Source organism: Citrobacter youngae (assembly GCF_003818115.1).
Taxonomy (GTDB): domain Bacteria; phylum Pseudomonadota; class Gammaproteobacteria; order Enterobacterales; family Enterobacteriaceae; genus Citrobacter; species Citrobacter youngae.
In genome coordinates, this window is sequence record NZ_RPOI01000012.1 from 62,108 (window position 1) to 80,579 (window position 18,472).

General features: G+C 53.3%; 17 protein-coding genes and 1 pseudogene. 12 read left to right on the forward strand and 6 right to left on the reverse strand.

The window, feature by feature from the left end:
- Positions 1–41 precede the first annotated feature (41 nt).
- On the reverse strand, positions 42–683 hold the full coding sequence (gene purN / locus EHN13_RS10840) for a phosphoribosylglycinamide formyltransferase (RefSeq protein WP_124021381.1): 642 nt from the start codon (positions 681–683) through the stop codon (positions 42–44).
- Positions 680–1,717: a phosphoribosylformylglycinamidine cyclo-ligase gene (gene purM, locus EHN13_RS10845; protein ID WP_124021382.1), complete on the reverse strand. Its 1,038-nt coding sequence runs from the start codon at positions 1,715–1,717 to the stop codon at positions 680–682. Before purM ends, purN begins: the two co-directional genes overlap by 4 nt.
- A gap of 420 nt (positions 1,718–2,137) precedes the next feature.
- Here purM and EHN13_RS10850 point away from each other — a divergent pair, with 420 nt between their 5' ends.
- From EHN13_RS10850 to EHN13_RS10865, 4 genes are all read left to right on the forward strand, one after another.
- Positions 2,138–3,568 (forward strand): 6-phospho-beta-glucosidase, encoded by a 1,431-nt coding sequence (locus EHN13_RS10850; protein WP_003037925.1) that lies wholly within the window; start codon positions 2,138–2,140, stop codon positions 3,566–3,568.
- Positions 3,569–3,751: 183 nt separating this feature from the next.
- On the forward strand, positions 3,752–4,378 hold the full coding sequence (gene upp, locus EHN13_RS10855) for a uracil phosphoribosyltransferase (protein ID WP_003037929.1): 627 nt from the start codon (positions 3,752–3,754) through the stop codon (positions 4,376–4,378).
- 96 nt (positions 4,379–4,474) lie between these two features.
- A complete protein-coding gene (gene uraA / locus EHN13_RS10860) occupies positions 4,475–5,764 on the forward strand; it encodes a uracil permease (RefSeq protein ID WP_003037932.1) in 1,290 nt (429 codons plus the stop codon).
- Between the two features lie 95 nt (positions 5,765–5,859).
- Positions 5,860–6,561: a DnaA inactivator Hda gene (locus EHN13_RS10865; protein ID WP_211924219.1), complete on the forward strand. Its 702-nt coding sequence runs from the start codon at positions 5,860–5,862 to the stop codon at positions 6,559–6,561.
- 34 nt (positions 6,562–6,595) lie between these two features.
- On the opposite strand, the gene arsC is transcribed toward EHN13_RS10865, so the two are convergent.
- Positions 6,596–6,955 carry an arsenate reductase (glutaredoxin) gene (arsC, locus tag EHN13_RS10870; protein ID WP_124021383.1) on the reverse strand — a complete coding sequence of 120 codons (360 nt, stop codon included), beginning with the start codon at positions 6,953–6,955 and terminating at the stop codon, positions 6,596–6,598.
- A 12-nt stretch (positions 6,956–6,967) separates the two neighbouring features.
- Entirely contained in the window at positions 6,968–8,431 is a 1,464-nt protein-coding gene (gene bepA / locus EHN13_RS10875) for a beta-barrel assembly-enhancing protease (RefSeq protein ID WP_101741992.1), read from the reverse strand.
- 226 nt (positions 8,432–8,657) lie between these two features.
- Between bepA and EHN13_RS10880 the strand changes: the two genes are divergently transcribed.
- The 3 genes and pseudogenes from EHN13_RS10880 (at position 8,658) to iadA (ending at position 11,325) form a co-directional block, all read left to right on the forward strand.
- Entirely contained in the window at positions 8,658–9,722 is a 1,065-nt protein-coding gene (locus EHN13_RS10880; RefSeq protein WP_005121878.1) for an AI-2E family transporter, read from the forward strand.
- A 206-nt stretch (positions 9,723–9,928) separates the two neighbouring features.
- Positions 9,929–10,150, forward strand: a pseudogene (locus tag EHN13_RS10885) (hypothetical protein); the annotation flags it as partial.
- 11 nt (positions 10,151–10,161) lie between these two features.
- The gene (gene iadA, locus EHN13_RS10890; RefSeq protein ID WP_124021384.1) at positions 10,162–11,325 is read left to right on the forward strand and encodes a beta-aspartyl-peptidase; all 1,164 of its coding nucleotides are present in this window, start codon (positions 10,162–10,164) and stop codon (positions 11,323–11,325) included.
- A gap of 118 nt (positions 11,326–11,443) precedes the next feature.
- Here iadA and bcp read toward each other — a convergent pair whose 3' ends face one another.
- On the reverse strand, positions 11,444–11,914 hold the full coding sequence (gene bcp, locus EHN13_RS10895) for a thioredoxin-dependent thiol peroxidase (protein ID WP_048210945.1): 471 nt from the start codon (positions 11,912–11,914) through the stop codon (positions 11,444–11,446).
- A complete protein-coding gene (locus EHN13_RS10900) occupies positions 11,914–12,486 on the reverse strand; it encodes a glycine cleavage system transcriptional repressor (protein ID WP_197081302.1) in 573 nt (190 codons plus the stop codon). The genes bcp and EHN13_RS10900 overlap by 1 nt, the downstream gene beginning before the upstream one ends.
- A gap of 145 nt (positions 12,487–12,631) precedes the next feature.
- Here EHN13_RS10900 and dapA point away from each other — a divergent pair, with 145 nt between their 5' ends.
- The 5 genes from dapA to EHN13_RS10925 all read left to right on the forward strand — a co-directional run bounded on the left by dapA (position 12,632) and on the right by EHN13_RS10925 (position 18,412).
- Positions 12,632–13,510 carry a 4-hydroxy-tetrahydrodipicolinate synthase gene (gene dapA / locus EHN13_RS10905; protein WP_005121885.1) on the forward strand — a complete coding sequence of 293 codons (879 nt, stop codon included), beginning with the start codon at positions 12,632–12,634 and terminating at the stop codon, positions 13,508–13,510.
- Positions 13,511–13,526: 16 nt separating this feature from the next.
- A complete protein-coding gene (gene bamC, locus EHN13_RS10910; RefSeq protein WP_048210947.1) occupies positions 13,527–14,561 on the forward strand; it encodes an outer membrane protein assembly factor BamC in 1,035 nt (344 codons plus the stop codon).
- A gap of 111 nt (positions 14,562–14,672) precedes the next feature.
- Positions 14,673–15,386 (forward strand): phosphoribosylaminoimidazolesuccinocarboxamide synthase, encoded by a 714-nt coding sequence (gene purC / locus EHN13_RS10915; protein ID WP_003835086.1) that lies wholly within the window; start codon positions 14,673–14,675, stop codon positions 15,384–15,386.
- A 128-nt stretch (positions 15,387–15,514) separates the two neighbouring features.
- Positions 15,515–16,381, forward strand: coding sequence for a KPN_02809 family neutral zinc metallopeptidase (ypfJ, locus tag EHN13_RS10920; RefSeq protein WP_048210948.1), 867 nt, complete (start codon positions 15,515–15,517; stop codon positions 16,379–16,381).
- A 15-nt stretch (positions 16,382–16,396) separates the two neighbouring features.
- Complete coding sequence (locus EHN13_RS10925) at positions 16,397–18,412, forward strand: tRNA(Met) cytidine acetyltransferase TmcA (protein WP_124021385.1); 2,016 nt, start codon at positions 16,397–16,399, stop codon at positions 18,410–18,412.
- The last annotated feature ends 60 nt before the right edge of the window (positions 18,413–18,472 follow it).

Genomic DNA, 18,472 nt, shown 5'->3' on the forward strand with positions numbered 1-18,472 from the left:
GTAGACCGGAGGGTGAGATCCGGTTTACAGGTTGGATTTTATTATTCGTCGGCGGCGTAGCCTTGTGGCGGCAGACGAACGCCATCCAGCCATGCAGCGTTATCACGCATCTTCAGACGGCCATCGGTAAACCAGCTTACCACCAACGGGTAAATGGTATGTTCCTGGGCCTGAACCCGCGCCGTGACGTCATCTTCGCTATCGCCTTCAAATACCGGAACCTTGGCCTGGAGAATAACCGGTCCGCCGTCCAGTTCATCAGTGACGAAGTGGACGGAGGTACCATGCTCTTCATCGCCGTTTTCCAGTACCTGGCGGTGCGTATGCAGGCCAGGATACTTTGGCAATAAAGACGGGTGGATATTCAGCAATCGTTCAGCATAGTGAGCGACAAACGCCGGGCTGAGGATACGCATATAACCGGCCAGCACCACGACATCGGGTGCCCAGGCGTCAATTTCTTGCATCAGTTGGCGGTCGAAGGCTTCGCGACTGGCAAACTGGGCGGCTTCCAGCGAGTACGCTGGAATATTCGCTTCGCGTGCGCGCTCAAGGCCGAACGCATCGGCCTTGTTACTGAATACTGCACGTATGGTGCCATTGATTTTTTTCTGTTCGCAGGCGTCTATTATCGCCTGCAAATTGCTTCCGTTACCGGAAATGAGCACCACAATGTTTTTCATTCAATGACCACACGCTGTTCGGAATCAGAAGCTTTGATGATACCGATTTTCCATGCGTTTTCACCTTTCTCATTGAGCAAAGCAAGGGCTTTGTCCACTTCCGGAGCTGGCAGGGCGATAACCATACCTACGCCGCAGTTAAAGGTGCGATACATCTCATGCTGGCTGACGTTACCCGCCGTTTGCAGCCAGTTGAAGACGGCTGGCCACTGCCATGAAGACTCGTCGATCACGGCCTGCGTGTTGTCTGGCAGAACGCGTGGAATATTTTCCCAGAAGCCGCCGCCGGTCAGGTGCGCAATGGCGTGCACATCAACCTTCTCGATCAGTTCCAGAATGGATTTTACGTAAATGCGGGTCGGAGCCAGCAAGTGATCGGCCAGCGACTTGCCTTCAAGCTCGGTGGTTTCTGGGTCACAACCGCTGACTTCTACAATTTTACGCACCAGAGAGTAGCCGTTAGAGTGCGGACCGCTGGAGCCGAGCGCAATCAGTACGTCGCCGTCAGCCACTTTAGAACCGTCGATAATCTCTGATTTTTCGACGACGCCAACACAGAAACCTGCCACGTCGTAATCTTCGCCGTGGTACATCCCCGGCATTTCAGCTGTTTCCCCACCGACCAGCGCACAGCCAGACTGCAGGCAGCCTTCGGCAATCCCGTTAATGACGCTGGCTGCGGTGTCCACATCCAGTTTGCCGGTTGCATAGTAGTCGAGGAAGAACAGCGGCTCAGCGCCCTGAACCACGAGGTCGTTGACGCACATTGCGACGAGGTCAATGCCGATAGTGTCGTGGCGTTTCAGATCTATCGCCAGACGCAGTTTTGTACCAACGCCATCAGTGCCGGAAACCAGTACCGGTTCACGATATTTTTGCGGCAATGCGCACAGCGCACCGAAGCCACCCAGACCACCCATAACTTCCGGACGACGCGTTTTCTTTACTACGCCTTTGATTCGATCAACCAGAGCATTACCTGCATCAATATCAACACCGGCATCTTTGTAGCTAAGAGAGGTTTTATCGGTCACTGCCTGCTTCCCCACATGTTTACTTGCAGTAAAAGTTAAATTCGGCGCAATTCTAACAGGGAAAGCAAACGTTTGCGAGCCTGCTCTGCATCAAGTTTTATCTGCTGGTTTTTTCAGCATTTTACAATCATTTATCTATTTGTTTGAACTGCGCCACGAAAATGAAACCGGGTACAGTCTTGTGCTTGAAACCTGCCAGCCGAATGCACAGTATCGTACTGAAACCGGTTTCTGTTTTCTGTTGCGGAGCTCATTTATACCCTAAATAATTCGAGTTGCAGGAAGGCGGCGACGCAGCGAATTTCCAGGAGCGTACATAAGTACGTGACTGGAGTGAGCGAGAAAAGCCAACGCACATGCAGCTTGAAGTATGACGGGTATAGAGCGTTTTGCGCAGACTCATCACGATAGGGGAAGGGGATGTCAGGATTTAAAGCAGATTTCATGTGGGGTGGCGCTGTCGCCGCTCATCAACTGGAAGGTGGCTGGCAGGAGGGCGGTAAAGGCATAAGCGTTGCTGATGTCATGACGGCGGGGGCGCACGGCGTGGCGCGTGAAATTACTGACGGTGTGATTGCCGGTAAAAACTACCCTAACCACGATGCCATCGATTTTTATCATCGCTATAAAGACGACATCAAGCTGTTTGCCGAAATGGGGTTTAAATGCTTTCGCACTTCTATTGCCTGGACGCGGATTTTCCCTTTAGGTGATGAAGCGCAACCTAATGAAGCTGGCCTGCAGTTCTATGATGACCTGTTCGACGAATGTCTGAGATATGGCATTGAACCGGTGATTACGTTGTCGCACTTCGAGATGCCCTACCATCTGGTGACGGAATACGGCGGCTGGCGCAACCGTAAGCTTATCGACTTTTTTGTCCGTTTTGCCCGGGTGGTTTTCACTCGTTACCAGCACAAAGTGAAGTACTGGATGACGTTTAATGAGATTAACAATCAGGCAAATTATCACGAAGACTTCGCGCCCTTTACTAACTCTGGCCTGAAATATCTGCCTGGTGAAGACCGCGAGCCGGTCATGTACCAGGCGGCGCACTACGAGCTGGTGGCAAGCGCGCTGGCGGTGAAGCTCGCGCGTGAAATTAACCCGGCGCTGCAAATTGGCTGCATGATTGCGATGTGCCCAATTTATCCGCTGACCTGTGCGCCGAACGACATGATGATGGCGATGAACGCTATGCACCGGCGTTACTGGTTTACTGACGTCCATGTGCGCGGCAAATACCCGCAGCATCTTCTCAATTACTTTACCCGTCGTGGCTTTGAACTGGATATCACCGAGGAAGACCGTCAGGCGCTGACCGAGGGCTGCGTTGATTACATCGGCTTTAGCTATTATATGTCTTTCGCGACCCAGGCAACGGCGGACAACCCACAACTGGATTACGACGAGTCGAAAAGCCTGGTTTCTAACCCGTACGTGCAGAAGTCGGACTGGGGCTGGCAGATTGATCCCGTCGGTCTGCGCTATTCGCTGAACTGGTTCTGGGATCATTATCAGCTGCCGTTGTTTATTGTTGAAAACGGCTTTGGGGCGATTGACGTGCAGCAGGCCGACGGCTCGGTGGATGATTCCTATCGTATTGACTATATGGCCGCGCATATCCGCGAAATGAAAAAAGCGGTGGTGGAAGATGGCGTGGATCTGATGGGTTATACCCCGTGGGGCTGTATTGATTTAGTCTCGGCCGGGACGGGGGAGATGAAAAAACGCTACGGCTTTATCTATGTTGATAAAAATAATGACGGGAGTGGGACATTAGCACGCTCGCCGAAGAAATCTTTTTCATGGTATCAAAACGTCATCCAGAGTAATGCTGAAAATCTATAAAATTCATAGCATTGATAACAACCCCCGCACTTATTGTGGGGGTTGTTTTATACTCATCATCCAGACGCAAACGATTTTGGTTGATCCATATCAAGCGTATGCAGTGTTGCGCCAGAGACGAAAAGCGGTATAATCCGGCGATTTTTTTTGTGGTTGCCACTCGTCTGAGGAAAGGAGAAGAGTATGAAGATCGTGGAAGTCAAACACCCACTCGTCAAACACAAGCTGGGACTGATGCGTGAAAACGACATCAGCACTAAACGCTTTCGTGAACTCGCCTCGGAAGTTGGCAGCCTGCTGACTTATGAAGCAACCGCTGGTCTGGAAACCGAAAAGGTGACCATCGAAGGCTGGAACGGTCCGGTTGAAGTTGACCAAATCAAAGGTAAAAAAATCACCGTTGTGCCAATCCTGCGTGCGGGCCTGGGCATGATGGAAGGCGTACTGGAAAACGTTCCGAGCGCGCGTATCAGCGTGGTGGGGATGTACCGTAACGAAGAGACGCTGGAGCCGGTTCCGTACTTCCAGAAGCTGGTTTCTAACATCGATGAGCGTATGGCGCTGATCGTTGACCCGATGCTGGCAACCGGCGGTTCCGTTATCGCTACCATCGACCTGCTGAAAAAAGCAGGCTGCAGCAGCATTAAAGTCCTGGTGCTGGTTGCAGCGCCGGAAGGTATCGCGGCGCTGGAAAAAGCGCACCCGGATGTTGAGCTGTACACTGCCTCCATCGATCAGGGACTGAACGAGCACGGATACATTATTCCGGGGCTCGGCGATGCCGGCGATAAGATTTTTGGTACCAAGTAAACGAATAAGTGAAAAGAAGCCGACTTTAAGAGTCGGCTTTTTTTTGAATAAAACAACCCAATCGCTAATAACAAACAACACTCAGAGGAAAACACTATGACGCGCCGTGCTATCGGGGTGAGTGAAAGACCGCCGCTTTTACAGACAATCCCGCTTAGTTTGCAGCACCTGTTCGCCATGTTTGGCGCAACGGTACTGGTGCCAGTCCTGTTTCATATCAACCCAGCTACCGTTCTGCTGTTTAACGGCATTGGTACGTTACTGTATCTCTTTATTTGCAAAGGAAAAATTCCGGCTTACCTCGGTTCAAGCTTTGCGTTCATTTCCCCGGTTCTGCTGCTGCTCCCGCTAGGGTATGAAGTGGCGCTGGGCGGTTTCATTATGTGTGGCATCCTGTTCTGCCTGGTTTCGTTCATCGTTAAGAAAGCCGGTACTGGCTGGCTGGATGTGATGTTCCCGCCGGCGGCGATGGGCGCAATCGTTGCCGTCATCGGTCTGGAGCTGGCGGGTGTCGCTGCGGGTATGGCGGGATTACTGCCTGCTGAAGGACAAGCGCCAGACTCAACAACCATCATCATCTCAATGGTGACGCTGGCGGTGACGGTATTTGGTTCCGTACTGTTCCGTGGCTTTATGGCGATTATCCCGATTTTGATTGGGGTGCTGGCCGGGTACGCGCTCTCCTTCGTGATGGGCGTCGTGGACACTACGCCGATAGCGCAGGCCCACTGGTTTGCGCTGCCAACGTTTTACACGCCGCGCTTTGAATGGGTCGCTATTCTGACCATTCTGCCTGCGGCGCTGGTGGTGATTGCTGAACACGTCGGCCACCTGGTGGTAACGGCGAATATCGTGAAAAAAGATTTGATTCGCGATCCTGGCCTGCATCGTTCTATGTTTGCTAACGGCCTGTCGACGGTGATCTCCGGCTTCTTCGGTTCGACGCCTAACACCACCTACGGCGAAAACATCGGCGTCATGGCGATTACCCGCGTTTACAGTACCTGGGTTATTGGCGGCGCGGCGATTTTCGCCATTCTGCTCTCCTGCGTGGGTAAACTGGCTGCGGCGATCCAAATTATTCCACTGCCGGTCATGGGCGGTGTATCTCTGCTGCTGTACGGCGTGATTGGCGCTTCCGGTATTCGCGTACTGATCGAGTCAAAAGTTGACTACAACAAAGCACAGAACCTGATCCTGACCTCGGTCATTTTGATCATCGGCGTCAGCGGCGCGAAAGTTCACATCGGTGCTGCTGAGCTGAAAGGCATGGCGCTGGCGACCATTGTGGGTGTCTGTCTGAGCCTGATTTTCAAAGTTATCAGCCTGCTGCGTCCGGAAGAAGTGGTGCTCGACGCCAAAGATGCCGACACTGAGCAACAGTAAACCTTTGACCGGGCGGCGATGCTGCCCGGTTCTATCGCGACGCATTTCTGTGTTAAACTCAACGCGATTTTATGAAATCCTGGGTTGAGGTATCTCTGAACACACCGGCACAGCTCTCTTTGCCACTTTATCTTCCTGACGACGAAACTTTCGCAAGTTTCTGGCCGGGGGATAACTCCTCTTTACTGGCTGCACTGCAAAACGTGCTGCGTCAGGAACATAGCGGGTATATTTATCTCTGGTCTCGTGAAGGCGCTGGCCGTAGTCATTTGCTGCATGCAGCCTGTGCGGAACTGTCCGCGCGCGGCGATGCGGTAGGCTACGTACCGCTCGACAAACGCACCTGGTTCGTCCCCGAGGTGCTCGACGGGATGGAGCATTTATCGCTGGTATGCATCGATAACATCGAATGTGTGGCCGGTGATTCGCTGTGGGAAATGGCGATCTTTGATCTCTACAACCGTATCCTGGAGTCGGGGAAAACACGCCTGCTGATCACCGGCGATCGCCCGCCAAGACAGCTAAATCTGGGATTGCCGGATCTCGCCTCGCGTCTGGACTGGGGACAAATCTACAAGCTACAGCCGCTTTCTGATGAAGATAAACTGCAGGCGTTGCAATTACGCGCCAGGCTACGTGGGTTTGAACTGCCGGAAGATGTGGGACGCTTCCTGCTTAAGCGTCTGGATCGGGAAATGCGTACGCTGTTTATGACGCTGGATCAGCTTGATCACGCATCGATCACCGCCCAGCGAAAGCTGACCATTCCGTTCGTAAAAGAAATTCTGAAGCTGTAAGCGCCGCAGCCGGAAAACTGCGGCAGTCTTAAGATTAACCGACGATTTCCAGTACCTGCTCCGGCGGACGTCCAATTCGAGCCTGACCTTTGGCAACTACGATCGGGCGCTCCATCAGTTTCGGGTTTTCCACTATTGCCTGAATCAGCGCATCTTCACTCAGGTTTTTGTCCGCCAGGTTAAGCGACTTATAGAGATCTTCTTTCTGGCGCATCAGCTCACGCGCGCTGGACATACCCAGCATCTGCAGAAGTTCACGCAGAGTCGCGGCGTCAGCCGGGGTTTCCAGATACAGCACCACTTCCGGGTCCACGCCGTTGGACTTCAGTAATTCCAGCGTTTCACGGCTCTTGGAGCAGCGTGGGTTATGGTAGATTTTAATCGCGTCTGACATTTTTCTTTCCTGTTACATCTTGGTGTACGGTTTAAAGCGCTCTTGCAGCTGGCGTAGCTGGTCGATACGGGCATCGTATCTGGCCTGCTGCTGGCTGCCCAGTTTCACCTGAGAGCTTGCGCTGCTGAGCATTGAAATCGCCTGATCCAGACGTCCGGCGAGGGCATACCCTTCTGCGCGCGCCGCCAGCTCCTGATCGCGGTTATTCAGGTTGGCTTCCGTTTGCGCTAACAAATCCCAGCCGTTAGGGTCGTCCTTATGGTTAAACGTATAGCGATTCAGGATGGTCGCCGCCTCTTTGGCTTGTCCACCCTGTAAATACGCATTCGCCAGGTTGAGCTGCAGTACCGGGTTAGTGCGCAGGTCGCGGGCGTTTTTCAGGCGGTTAATGGCATCACTGGTTTTCTTCTGGCCGAGATCGATATCCGTTGCCAGGTCGAGATACCAGGCATTATTTGGATCTGCCGCGAGCAGCGGCTGTAGCGCTTTACGTGCTTCGTCATATTTGCTGGCTTCCATCGCCTGTAATGCCCGGCCATACTGGGCTGCACGTTGTTCACGTACGTTGCCTTTCGACCAGTTATCCAGTAGATCGCTGGTTAACTGGTTGCGACCCGAGTTGTACATGCCTAAGGTTCGCGCCTTGGCCAGATAAAAATCTTCCGACGATTGGACGACCACCGGACGCATCTGGTTGGCGCGGTTACGGGCATCCGCCAGACGGCTTTCAGGCAGGGGGTGAGTCAGCAAAATTTCCGGCGGACGCGAAGAGTAACGAGCCTGATCGAGCAGTTTTTCGAGGAACGTTGGCATGGCCTGAGGATCAAAGCCCGAACGTTGCAGTACCTGAATACCGATGCGGTCTGCTTCCTGTTCATTTTGTTGCGTAAAGCTAATCATCCCCTGGCGAGTACCCGCCAGCGTACCGGTTAACGCCGCCATCCCTGCCTGCGGGCTGGCCATTGCTAATAAAATCGAGCCTAATGCGCCAACCCATGTCAGCGGTGCGCTGCGTTTCTGATCTTCCATCGCGCGCGCCAGGTGGCGCTGCGTGACGTGGGAGATTTCGTGCGCCATGACCGATGCTAACTGGCTTTCGTTATCGGAATAGCGGAATAGCGCGGAGTGCAAAACAACGTTGCCGCCAAAGAAAGCAAAGGCGTTGATTTCATCGTTGTTAATCAAAAAGAAGGTGAAGGGCGTTTTTACCGAGTCGGCGTGCGAAACCAGACGCATACCCAGAGAATTAATGTATTGGGTCAGCAGTGGATCGTTAATTAATGGCGCACTACCGCGCAACTGGCGTACGTAATAATCGCCCATCTGCATTTCCTGTCCTATGGAAAGCGTACTCCCTGCCGAGGTTCCCATATCAGGCAGGGTGTCCGCGGTGTCTGCAAATGCGGGCGCGACCTGACCGATGGTCAGTGCGGCAATGAGGGTAGCAACCAGGTTTTTTTTCAACTGCCTGAACATAACCTCTGTCCTGTATTCTTTTTTGAGATAGCCATTTGACCAATGCCGTGAAGTATCGTTCACACTCCGCAAGCTTACGGAGTGTAACTGTGAAACCTGACGATGAACACCCAGGAAAAATGTCTTTTCACTTTGCGTAATCAGTCATAAAAAGCGAAGTCTTTTTTGTGACATTTCGATACAATTCGGGATCGCAATCCCGCTATTGAGGTTCAGGGAAGGTTTTATGCTCGAAATGTTGACGCAATGGTATCGCCGCCGCTTTAGCGACCCAGAGGCTATTGCCTTGCTGATTATTCTGGTTGCCGGTTTTGGCATCCTGTTCTTCTTTAGTGGTCTGTTGGCGCCGCTGCTGGTCGCGATTGTGCTGGCTTATCTGCTGGAATGGCCTACCGCCCGGCTGGAAAATATCGGTTGCTCGCGGCGCTGGGCGACGTCAATTGTGCTGGTGGTGTTTGTCGGTATTTTACTGCTGATGGCGTTTGTGGTGATGCCCGTTGCATGGCAGCAGGGGATCTATCTGATCCGCGACATGCCCGGCATGCTTAATAAATTGTCTGATTTTGCCGCCACCTTGCCTCGGCGTTATCCGGCGCTGATGGATGCGGGCATCATTGATGCGATGGCGGAAAATATGCGCTCGCGAATGCTCACCATGGGCGATTCAGTGGTGAAATATTCGCTGGCTTCTCTGGTTGGGTTGTTGACGCTGGCGGTCTATCTGGTGCTTGTCCCACTGATGGTATTCTTTTTGGTGAAGGATAAAAGCCAGATGTTGAATGCTGTGCGCCGGGTGCTGCCGCGAAATCGTGGACTGGCAGGACAGGTCTGGAAAGAAATGAACCAGCAAATCACCAACTATATCCGCGGTAAAGTACTGGAGATGGTGGTGGTCGGTGTTGCAACCTGGCTGGGCTTCCTGATGTTTGGCCTTAACTACTCTCTGCTGCTGGCGGTGCTGGTCGGGTTCTCTGTGCTGATCCCGTATATCGGCGCTTTTGTGGTGACGATTCCGGTGGTTGGCGTGGCGCTGTTTCAGTTCGGGCTTGGCACCGAGTTCTGGAGCTGTTTTGCCGTGTACCTGATAATCCAGGCGCTGGACGGCAATCTGCTGGTTCCCGTACTCTTCTCCGAAGCCGTAAATTTGCATCCGCTGGTCATTATTCTCTCAGTCGTAATATTCGGTGGCCTGTGGGGATTCTGGGGCGTTTTCTTTGCCATTCCGCTGGCGACGCTAATCAAAGCCGTGGTGCATGCCTGGCCGGATGGTCAGACGGTTGACGATCGCTAATCCGTCAGTTCCGACGGCATAACGCCGTCGGAACTGAACTTATCTGACTTCTATCCACACTTTCTGAGTAATTTCCTCCGGTATCGTTTTTCTCCGTGTTTGTCTTTAATTTGGTCCTCCTGATGTTTTTTTCGTTACGCAAGGAATAAGACCAGCAGGAGAATTAAATGGGCCACAACACACACGCGCAACAAAAAGTGGGATGGGGCGGCGTCGGCGTTTGTGCCAGTCTGGTTGTTGCTGGTACGCTTTCGGGACATGATGCGACTGTATTGCTACCGGCTATCTACCTGATGGGCAATCCGGTGCAAAATGTGGGACGCTGCCTGGGAACTGCGGGGGGCCATCCCCGTTACTACCCGCTGATTATTGCGGTATGCGTCATTAATGCGCTGCTCTCTATTTGGGTTATGCAGGTAATTGCCTGACAAGGAAGGTTATGAACTGTTCCATTCTTAATTTGACGTTGTTCCGGCAGGGACACGTGTACGCGCCGGAAGATTTAGGGCGACAGGATATACTGGTCTCCGGCAGTAAAATTGTCGCCATCGCCCCGTCTATCGCAGCAGAAGATTTTCCCGGTTGTGAGTGCATCAACCTTGATGGGGCAATTGTTTGTCCCGGCTTTATCGATCAGCACGTCCATCTGATTGGCGGTGGCGGAGAGGCAGGGCCACATACCCGCACGCCGGAAGTGCGCTTGTCACGACTGGTGGAAGCTGGCGTCACCTCGGTGGTGGGATTGCTGGGTACCGATGGCATCACCCGTCACCCGGAATCGCTGCTGGCGAAAACACGTGCGCTGGAGTTTGAAGGCATCAGCGCATGGATGCTGACCGGGGCTTATTCTCTGCCATCGCCGACCATCACCGGCAGTATCGATCGCGACGTGGCGCTGATCGATAAAGTCATTGGCGTGAAATGTGCGGTTTCGGACCATCGTTCCTCCGCCCCGGACACCTCGGCGCTGGCGAACATGGCGGCGCAGTCGCGGGTAGGTGGATTGTTAGGGCGCAAACCGGGGGTAAGCGTTTTCCACATGGGTGACAGCCCGCGCATGCTGGAGCCGTTGTACAACATCCTCGAGTGCTGTGATGTCCCGATTACCAAACTGTTGCCAACGCATGTTAATCGTGCGGAACCGCTGTTCCAGGCGGCGCTGGAGTATGCCCGCCAGGGCGGTTATATCGATATCACCAGCAGCATTGATGAGCCTGTTGATCCGGCAATGGCGATTGCTACAGCGTTGCGCCAGAACGTGCCACTGTCGCGCATTACCCTGAGCTCGGATGGCAACGGCAGCCAGCCGGAATTTGATGAGTTAGGTAATCTCACCGGTATCGGTGTCGCGGGGTTTGAATCACTGGCGGAAACGGTGCGCCAGTTGGTGAAAGTTCATGCCATACCGCTGGAACAGGCGCTGTGTCCGCTGACGCGTACGGTCGCAGAATTTTTGGGACTAGAGCATAAAGGGCGTTTGGCGGTGGGATGCGATGCGGACATTCTGGTGCTGAACGACGCGCTGGAAGTGAATTACCTTTGGGCAAAGGGGAAAGCCATGGTGAAAGAGAAGCAAGCGTGTGTAAAAGGAACGTTTGAATAAACGACCTTTATGCCGGGGGGCGGCTACGCCTTACCCGGCCTACAAGTTTCGCAATATTAATAAGCTGCGTAGGCCTGATAAGCGAAGCGCCATCAGGCTTTTTCCAGCAAAACGTAAATCAGGCGTTCTCTTTCAGCCAGTTCAGTACCACGTCGTGGTGATTGCTGGTTTTGAAATCATCAAACACATGTTCAATTTTGCCTTCGGCATCAATAAGGAAGCTGATGCGGTGGATGCCATCGTAGGTCTTACCCATAAATGACTTTTCACCCCAGACGCCAAATTGCTCGCAAACCTGATGATCTTCATCAGACAGGAGCGTGAAGTTAAGCACTTCTTTCTCCGCAAATCGGGAAAGCTTCTCTGGTTTATCGGTGCTTATCCCCAGCACTTCAACACCGGCTTTTTTTAACTGATCCATGTTATCGCGCAAGCCACAGGCCTGTACGGTACAGCCGGGCGTCATGGCTTTCGGGTAGAAATAAACCAGAACACGCTGTCCCTGGAAGTCGGTTAAATTTACTTGTTCTCCGTCTTGATCCGGCAAGCTAAATTTCGGTGCGATATCACCGGCTTTCAGTGGGTTCATTACTTAACTCCATCCTGTTCATCATGCTGTGAGTAATTGACGACGTTAATACTGCCTTGCGCATTGAGTTCTGTACAGAGTGCTTTAAACGCATCCTCAATATTTGCCGAATCATGTGACGCAGGACTATGTGCGGTAATTTGAATAAACAACTGTGCAGTCTTGCCGTTTTCAGCCGGCTGTGTGCGCGAAACCAGTTCCGCAATATTCATTTGATGGCTGTCAAAAAGGGCGGTAAAGCGCTCAATCAAATGAGGCGAGTCGGGGACATCGACCTGTACCCATACCGTGGCGGGCATCGCCGGACGGGGACGCGCGGTCGTACGCTTCATCACAATCAATAAATCCAGCTCTGCGCCTTTCAACGGCAAGGTTGATTCAATCAGGGTGATGGCATTCCAGGTTCCGGATAACAGCATGATAAACGTAAACTCGTCACCCAGCATGGCCAGTCGGCTGTCTTCGATATTACAGCCACAACTGCTGACATGACGGGTGATAGTGTTCACAATTCCCGGGCGATCAGCACCCAGCGCAGTAATGACCAGATAGTGTTGCGATGGCGATGTCAAACCTGTTCTTCCTTTGAGCGGTGAGGTAATCATAAGGAAAGCATAAAAAAAACATGCATACAACAATCAGAAGGGCTATGGTCGCTTGCTTTTATTGTCGTACCAAACGTACCATTGAGACACTTGTTTGCACAGAGGATGGCCCATGTTCACGGGAAGTATTGTCGCGCTTATTACGCCGATGGATGAGAAAGGTAAAGTCTGCCGGTCGAGCCTGAAAAAACTGATTGATTATCATGTCGCCAGCGGCACCTCGGCGATCGTTTCGGTTGGCACCACCGGTGAGTCCGCTACCCTGAGTCATGATGAACATGGCGATGTGGTAATGATGACGCTGGAGCTGGCCGATGGGCGTATTCCGGTTATTGCCGGAACGGGCGCCAATGCGACCGCAGAAGGCATTAGTCTGACGCAGCGTTTTAACGACAGCGGTGTTGTCGGCTGCCTGACGGTGACGCCTTACTACAACCGCCCAACTCAGGAAGGTTTGTTCCAGCATTTCAAAGCCATCGCGGAACATACTGACCTGCCGCAAATTCTGTATAATGTGCCGTCCCGTACTGGCTGCGATATGCTGCCGGAAACCGTGGGTCGCCTGGCGAAGGTAAAAAATATTGTCGCTATCAAAGAGGCCACAGGGAACTTAAGTCGTGTTCACCAGATCAAAGAGCTGGTTTCAGACGATTTTATTCTGCTTAGCGGTGATGATGCGACCGGACTGGACTTCATGCAGCTTGGTGGTCATGGCGTGATTTCCGTAACGGCTAACGTTGCGGCACGCGATATGGCCGAAATGTGCAAACTGGCGGCAGAAGGGCATTTTGCCGAGGCGCGGGTGATCAACCAACGTCTGATGCCGTTACACAACAAACTATTTGTCGAACCCAATCCTATCCCAGTGAAATGGGCATGTAAGGAGTTGGGACTTGTGGCGACCGATACGCTACGTTTGCCGATGACGCCAATCACGGACAATGCTCGTGATATCGTCAAAGCGGCGCTTAAGCATGCCGGTTTGCTGTAAAGTTTAGGGAGATTTGATGGCTTACTCAGTACAAAAGTCGCGCCTGGCCAAGGTTGCGGGTGTTTCGCTTGTTATGTTGCTCGCGGCCTGTAGTTCTGACTCGCGCTATAAGCGCCAGGTGAGCGGTGATGAATCCTATCTGGAGGCCGCACCGCTTGCTGAGCTTCACGCGCCAGCTGGGATGATTCTGCCGGTTATGACCGGCGACTATAACATCCCGGTAACCAACGGCAGCGGTGCCGTGGGTAAAGCGCTGGATATTCGCCCACCGGCTCAGCCATTAGCATTAGTTACTGGCGCCCGTACTCAGATCGCGGGCGATACAGCGACATTGTTGGTGGAAAATGGTCGTGGCAACACGCTGTGGCCGCAGGTCGTGAGCGTTGTTCAGTCTAAAAACTACACCATCGCCAAACGTGATGATGCCAGCCAGACGCTGACTACCGATTGGGTTGACTGGAACCGTCTGGATGAAGACGAACAGTACCGTGGGCGTTATCAAATCTCGGTTAAACCGCAGGGCTATCAGCAAGCGGTGACGGTGAAACTGATTAACCTCGAGCAGGCAGGTAAACCGGTAGCCGATGCGGCATCAATGCAGCGTTACAGCGCTGAGATGATGAACGTTATCTCTGCTGGCCTGGATAAGAACGCCACCGACGCCGCGAATGCCGCGCAGAACCGTTCTGCCGCGACAATGGACGTTCAGAGTGCTGCAGATGACACCGGTTTACCGATGCTGGTGGTACGTGGACCGTTCAACGTGGTATGGCAGCGTCTGCCGGCAGCGCTGGAAAAAGTGGGGATGAAAGTGACCGACAGCACCCGCTCTCAGGGCAGCATCGCTGTGACTTACAAACCACTGTCAGACAGTAACTGGCAGGAGCTGGGCGCGAGCGATCCGGGTTTGGTATCCGGCGACTACAAACTGCAGGTCGGTGATTTAGACAACCGCAGTAGTTTGCAGTTTATCGATCCTAAGGGGCATACCCTGACGCAAAGCCAGAACGACGCGCTGGTCGCCGTCTTCCAGGCAGCGTTCAGTAAGTAAAAATAAAGGGCTGGATAACTCCAGCCCTTTTTTTCTGATATGATACGCAAACGTGTGCGTCGGCAGAAAAACGCAATATTTATCGTTAATTCACACCCAGGAGTAATAAAGATGCAAAAGCAAGCTGAGTTGTATCGTGGTAAAGCGAAGACCGTATACAGCACGGAAAACCCGGACCTGTTGGTGCTCGAATTCCGCAATGATACGTCAGCAGGGGATGGCGCGCGCATTGAACAGTTTGACCGTAAAGGTATGGTGAATAACAAATTCAACCATTTCATTATGACCAAACTGCAAGAAGCAGGCATTCCTACCCAGATGGAGCGACTGCTATCCGATACTGAATGTCTGGTGAAAAAACTGGAGATGGTACCGGTTGAATGTGTGGTACGTAACCGCGCGGCAGGCTCACTGGTTAAGCGTTTAGGCGTTGAGGAAGGTATTGAACTGAATCCGCCGTTGTTTGATCTGTTCCTGAAAAACGATGCTATGCACGATCCAATGATTAACGATTCCTATTGCGAAACTTTTGGTTGGGTGAGCAAAGAGAATCTGGCACGTATGAAAGAGCTGACTTACAAAGCCAACGACGTGCTGAAAAAGATGTTTGATGATGCTGGTCTGATTCTGGTCGACTTCAAACTTGAGTTTGGCTTGTACAAAGGCGAAGTCGTGCTGGGCGACGAATTCTCACCGGACGGTAGCCGTCTGTGGGACAAAGAAACGCTGGATAAAATGGACAAAGATCGCTTCCGCCAGAGTCTGGGCGGCCTGATCGAAGCCTATGAAGCTGTCGCGCATCGTCTGGGTGTGAAGTTAGACTAACGCCCCCCTGAGCCGGCGATCGCTCTCCGGCTCATCAATCCCGCCGATTTTGATTACTGTTTCTTATGGTAATCCTGTTCCGAACCGCCTACGATCATCATCATAATGAATAAAAAGTTGAGGTGATTATGCGCTGGCAAGGGCGTCGTGAAAGTGACAATGTGGAAGACAGACGAAACAGCGCCGGCGGCGGCCCTTCTATGGGCGGACCGGGTTTTCGTTTGCCCAGTGGTAAAGGCGGCATCATCCTGCTGATTGTGGTGCTTGTCGCGGGCTATTATGGCGTGGATCTTACCGGATTAATGACCGGCCAACCTGTATCCCAACAGCAATCATCACACTCCATTAGCCCAAATGATGATGAAGCGGCAAAATTCACCTCGGTGATACTGGCAACGACCGAAGATACCTGGGGGCAGCAGTTTGAAAAAATGGGCCGGACCTACCAACAGCCGAAGCTGGTGATGTATCGTGGCGCGACGCGTACCGGCTGCGGTGCGGGCCAGTCCGTGATGGGGCCGTTTTATTGCCCGGCGGATGGTACGGTGTATATCGACCTCTCATTCTATGATGACATGAAAAACAAGCTGGGCGCTGATGGCGATTTTGCTCAGGGCTATGTCATTGCGCACGAAGTGGGCCACCACGTGCAGAAACTGCTGGGTATTGAACCGAAAGTTCGTCAGATGCAGCAAAATGCCTCTCAGGCCGAAGTGAATCGCCTTTCCGTTCGTATGGAGCTGCAGGCAGATTGCTTTGCCGGTGTCTGGGGACACAGTATGCAACAGCAGGGTGTACTTGAATCTGGCGATCTGGAAGAGGCGCTAAACGCCGCTCAGGCCATTGGTGATGATCGTTTGCAACAGCAGGGGCAAGGGCGCGTTGTGCCCGATAGTTTTACTCACGGCACCTCGCAGCAACGTTACACCTGGTTTAAACGCGGCTTTGACAGTGGCGATCCGGGACAATGTAATACCTTTGGCAAAGGCATTTAAGATATTGAGGCAGGGATGTCTGACAATGCAGCACTGAGTGCGCTCACTGAACGCATGGCCAGAGAAGGAATTCGTCGTCTGCTGGTCATCAGCGGCGAAGAAAACTGGTGCCAGGCGCAAGCGTTAGCGCTACGCAAAACATTGCCCGGCGACTGGCTGTGGGTAGGGGCAACAGCCCCCGCAGAGCCAGGTTGCACACCACAGGCGCTGCAAACGTTACTGGGGCGCGAGTTTCGTCATGCGGTTTTCGACGCCGGACAGGGATTTGACGCGGCGGCGTTTGCCGCACTCAGCGGCACGCTCCGCGCCGGGAGTTGGCTGGTGTTGCTGACCCCACCCTGGCAGGCCTGGCAAACGTCTCCGGACATGGATTCCCTGCGCTGGAGCGACTGCGCCGAACCTATCCCAACACCGCACTTTGTTGAACACTTCAGGCGAGCCGTGACTCGTGAAGGGGAAACGTTGCACTGGCAACAGCATCAGGCGAAATCCTATCCGCACTTTCCTGTACGGGCAGACTGGCAGGCGGCAAACGGCGATCCCCTGCCGGAACAGGCGAAGATTTTACATCATTTGCTGGATATGCCTCCGGGTGTGGTTGCGGTGACCGCCGCGCGTGGCCGGGGTAAATCTGCGCTGGCAGGACAGTTGATTTCGCGCATGACGGGGACGGCTATTGTTACCGCTCCGGCGAAAGCGGCAACGGATGTACTGGCGCAATTTGCTGGGGAACGCTACTGCTTTATGGCCCCGGATGCGCTGTTAAGCAGTACTGCAACTGCAGACTGGCTGATCGTGGATGAAGCCGCCGCGATCCCCGCGCCGCTGCTACACCAACTGGTGGCGCGTTTTCCCCGAACAATGTTAACCACCACCGTTCAGGGCTATGAAGGAACTGGCAGAGGGTTTTTGTTGAAATTCTGCGCTCGCTTCCCCTATCTGCGGCGCTATGAACTGCAGCAGCCCATCAGGTGGGCTCTGGGGTGCCCGCTGGAAAAAATCGTCAGCGAGGCACTGGTGTTCGACGACGAAACCTTTTCGCATCCCCCTCAGGGCAATATCCACTTCTCTGCCTTTGAGTCGACCGCCTGGCATCGCAATCCGCATCTGCCTCTGGCGGTCTACCAACTGCTTTCCGGGGCGCATTACCGTACCTCACCGCTGGACCTGCGACGCATGATGGATGCACCAGGTCAGCATTTTCTGCATGCTTCGGTTGCGGGCTCGGTTGCGGGAGCCGTCTGGTTGGTCGATGAAGGGGGATTATCCGCAGAATTAAGCCAGGCCGTTTGGGCAGGATATCGCCGGCCAAGAGGCAATCTGGTTGCGCAGTCACTGGCGGCGCATGGCAGCGATCCTCTGGCCGCAACGCTGGTTGGCCGGCGGGTTAGCCGTATTGCGGTTCATCCCGCTCGCCAGCGGGAAGGTATCGGGCAACAACTGATTATGCAGGCCCATCAGTATTCCTCGCAGTGTGACTATCTTTCCGTCAGTTTTGGTTATACGGCCGAATTGTGGCGTTTTTGGCAGCGATGCGGTTTTGTCATGGTGCGAATGGGGAATCATCGTGAAGCCAGCAGCGGGTGCTATACGGCAATGGCGTTGCTTCCCATCAGTGATGCCGGGCAGCGTCTGGCTGAGCGGGAGCATCAGCGATTGCGTCGCGATGCGGCGATCCTCGCACAATGGAATGATGAGTGTATCCCGGTCGTCCCACTGAAAGAGTCTACGCTTAATGATGATGACTGGGATGAGCTGGCAGGGTTTGCCTTCGCGCATCGGCCGTTACTCACCTCACTCGGTTGCTTAAGCCGTCTTCTCCAGCACTGTGAACAGCCTCTCCCGGCGCTGCGTGGGCGTTTACAGGAAAAATGCAGTGACGCAGAACTGTGCAAGCGGCTGAAGGTCTCGGGGCGCAAAGCATTGCTGCTGGTTCAGCGTGAGGAGGCGGCACAGGCGTTAGCGCAGTTGGATACCGAACGTCAGCAACGGTTACGTAATCGCATTATGCAATGGCAATTTTTTCACTAACTTCTTCAATTTCCTGGCATGGTCATTGCGGTTAAGCGGCGTAGAATAATTCTCATCAGT